The 3384-nt window shown below is 70.1% G+C and carries 4 protein-coding genes; all 4 read right to left on the bottom strand.

All coding sequences use genetic code 11. The annotated features are described in order from the left end of the window. The coding region (locus ACLN58_RS19835; protein ID WP_415856956.1) for a GMC oxidoreductase at positions 1-1775 on the bottom strand (1775 nt) is incomplete at its 3' end. Positions 1776-2028: 253 nt separating this feature from the next. Continuing rightward, positions 2029-2262, bottom strand: coding sequence for a hypothetical protein (locus ACLN58_RS19830; RefSeq protein WP_415856955.1), 234 nt, complete (start codon positions 2260-2262; stop codon positions 2029-2031). 18 nt (positions 2263-2280) lie between these two features. Continuing rightward, positions 2281-2976 carry a deoxyribose-phosphate aldolase gene (deoC, locus tag ACLN58_RS19825; RefSeq protein ID WP_415856954.1) on the bottom strand — a complete coding sequence of 232 codons (696 nt, stop codon included), beginning with the start codon at positions 2974-2976 and terminating at the stop codon, positions 2281-2283. A gap of 83 nt (positions 2977-3059) precedes the next feature. Continuing rightward, a partial coding sequence (locus tag ACLN58_RS19820) for a winged helix-turn-helix domain-containing protein (protein ID WP_415856953.1) occupies positions 3060-3384 on the bottom strand: 325 nt, incomplete at its 5' end.

Raw genomic sequence — 3384 nt, 5'->3', positions numbered from 1 at the left:
TGGGCCGGGTCAGCGCCGGCACCCGTGGGGGCAGACGGCGGGGTAGACGACGACGCCGACGTGAGAAGGCGCTCGCACGCCCGCTCGGCGAAGGCCGCTATCGTGAGCGACGGATTCGCCCCGACGGGCCCCGGCATCGCGGCCGCGTCCATGACGTAGAGGCCCGGGTAGCCGAAGACCTCGCCGTACGAATCACACACGCCGGACGAGGAGTTCTCCCCGGCCGGGGCGCCGCCGATGGGGTGGACCGTGATGACGCGCTTGGCCCACCACAGGGGGTTGTCGACGAAGCGCCCGTCGAGCTGCCCCGCGATGTCTTCCATCGTTCCGCGGACCCGCGCGAAGTACTGCTCGGACGTCGCGACGGTCCAGTCCACGGCGAGCCTCCCGTCGGCAAGGCCCATGACGCCGTCCGGCACGTCGCGCCCCATGCCGAGCAGCGGGAGCGAACTGGCCGAGAGGTGCCCGTCGCCGAGGGCGGCGGCGAGGTCGTAGGAGATGTTGGAGCGGCGGGCCTCGAAGAGGCGGTCCTTGAGGAGCTGGAACGCGACCTTCGCGGTCCGCTCGGCGGCACTGCCGAACTGTGCCGTCTCGATGAGCCAGTTCATGAAGGCGGGGTAGCCCGCGTCCTCGACGTAGTAGCCGCGGCCGGTCCCGCCGTCGACCGTGTCCGGGACGCGGATCGCGGTCGTGATCACGGGTCCGCGGCTCCCGGACAGCGTGCGGACGTGCGGCATCTCGCCCTCGCGGCCCGGGGTCTTCGCGTCGAGGACGAACGTGAGGAGGTCGCCATTGCCGCTGAAGCGCGTCCCGAGCATCGGGCTGAGCCCGGGGAGCGAGCCACGGTTGCGGAGCAGGAGGAAGTTCGTGCCGAAGGTCCCGGCGCCGAGCACGAGGCGGCGGCAGCGGATGATCCGTTCGGGGAGCAGCCCCCCGGGGCCTTCCGGATCGTGCACGACGTACCGCACCTCGTAGCCTCCCGCGACGGGCCGGATGCCGCGGACATCATGGAGGGTCCGCAGATCGGCCCCCGCGTGCTGGGCCGCCGAGAGGTAGGTGTGGTCGAGGGTGTTCTTGGCGCCCGAGTTGCAGCCCAGGTCGCATTCGCCGCACAGGGTGCACGTGGTGCGGACGGCGTCGGGTCCGTGGACGCTCCCGTACAGGGCGGGCGGGAGTGGGGCGTTGGTGCGCGGTGCGCCACCCGGGGTCGGCGAGAACGTGACGGCGATCGGCGGCCGCTGGATGTCGAGCCCGAGCGTTGCCGCGCAGGCCTCCATCGCCGCCGTCTTGGGGGTGTTCTGGTATGGATAGCGAACCGGCGTGAGCATCTGCTCGGCCCGGTCGTAGTAGGGGTCGAGCTCGGCCCGCGTGAACGGCCAGTTCTCGTAGCCTCCGCCCGGCACCGGGGACTCCCGGACGAACCACTTCTCGTCCTTGCGGAGGAGGACGTTCGCGTAGATGAGGGAGCCGCCGCCGAGGCCCGCCGAGACGAGGCCTTCGAGCCCGCGGAAGGTCCACGCGTCGAAGAGCCCGTAGAGCTGCCGGTCGGGATCCCAGAAGTTGATCCCCATCTGCGCAGGGGAGCGCGCGAACTCGCCGGGGCCGTACCGGCGACCCCGCTCCATGAGGACCACCGAATGGCCGGCTTCCGCGAGGCGAAGCGCCGCCACGGAGGCCCCGAATCCCGATCCGACGACGACCGCGTCAACGGTCTCGTGCCGGCTTGAACGGAGTGATGAAGGTGCCAGCCCGACCATGGCGTTCCTCTCGACCATGATTGACGCAGCGGGCCGTTCAGGCCGGCGTGCCCGCGCGATGACAACGAAATGGTCGCATCGCGGAACACAATTGTCCAGCGTTTGGATTTAATCCATACGGGCGGTGGCTTAATAATCCGGTCCGCCGGGGCTTCGCGCCAGAGCAGCGGCCAGATGAACCGCGTGTTAACGCGCCAGCGCACCTCCCGGAAAGGCGATGCGGAGGTGCTCCGACCGCGCCCCGGAAGGTGCGCTGAACTGCGTAAGAGGACTAGTTGCGGTGCTCGCTGCCCGAGTCCGAGCGGCTGATGATCGCCATCGGGATGAAGAACGCGCCGACGAAGCACAGGATGAGCACGGCCATGGGCCACACGGTCGTGAAGTCGAGCCAGGAGACGGCCACAAGGCCGAGCACGAAGATCGCCATCAGAACCACGAAGATGACGATGTTGCCGACCAGAGGGTTCTCGTTCTCGATCGGCCGGTTCTCGGCGTTGTCAGCCATGCTTGTCTCCTAGTGTGCTTAGTACGAACCGGAGCCGGAGCCGCCGGTCACAATGGCCACACCGGAGCTCGCGCCGATCCGGTTGGCACCCGCAGCAATCATAGCCCGGGCGTCCGCGAGGGTTCGTACCCCGCCCGACGCCTTGACGCCGAGGTGCGGCCCGACGGTCTTGCGCATGAGGGCCACGTCCTCGATCGTCGCCCCGCCGCCGTTGAAGCCGGTGGACGTCTTGACGAAGTCCGCGCCCGCCTCGACGGCGGCCTCGCACGCGAGGACCTTCTGATCGTCGGTCAGGAGCGCCGTCTCGATGATGACCTTGAGGATCGACGAGCTCCCGTGCACGGCCTCCGCGACGGCCCGGATGTCGTCCACGAGGGCGCCGCGGTCGTTCGCCTGGACGGCCGCGATGTCGATGACCATGTCGACCTCGTCCGCGCCGTCGAGCGTCGCGCCTCGCGCCTCGTAGACCTTGACGTCCGTGGGCGTCGCGCCGAGCGGGAACGCCGCGACGGCGCACGTGAGCACGTTGCTGCCGCGAAGGGCCTTGTGGGCGGTCTTGACCCAGCGCGGGTTCACGCACACGGACTTGAAGCCGTGCTCGATCGCCTCGCTGCACAACTGCAGGATCTCGGCCTCGCTCGCGGTCGGCTTGAGCAGCGTGTGGTCGATGAATCCTGCGATGTCCGCGGGGCTGAGGTGTGGCTCGGAAGGCACGGGGGCGTCCTTTCGGTCGGGATCATCCCCATACTGGCACATCCGGGCCCCACCCAGCGCGGGCGCCCCGAAGGTCCGCGGGGCTACGCGCGCTCGGCCCGCAGCCGGTACCCGCGCTTGACCACGGTCTGCACGAGGTCGGGGTTCGGGAGCGCGTTCCGCAGCCGGTTGACGGCCATGTCGAGCGCATGGCTCGACCCCGACTGGGAGAGCAGCCGGGCGAGCGCCTCGCGCGGCACCACGGCCCCGCCGGCGTCGAACAGTGCCCGGAACAGGAGCATCGCGGCGGGCGCGAGGAACAGCTCCTCGCCGGCGAGGGTCATGGTCCGGCCGCGCAGCTCGACGGGGCCGGCCGGCGTCTCGACGCGCCGAACCTGGCGCCGCGAGAGGTTGTCCGTGACGAGCTTG

Source organism: Sinomonas sp. G460-2 (assembly GCF_047759905.1).
Taxonomy (GTDB): domain Bacteria; phylum Actinomycetota; class Actinomycetes; order Actinomycetales; family Micrococcaceae; genus Sinomonas.
Note: the sequence above shows the minus strand (reverse complement) of the source record. Positions and strands in the feature narration are given on the sequence as shown.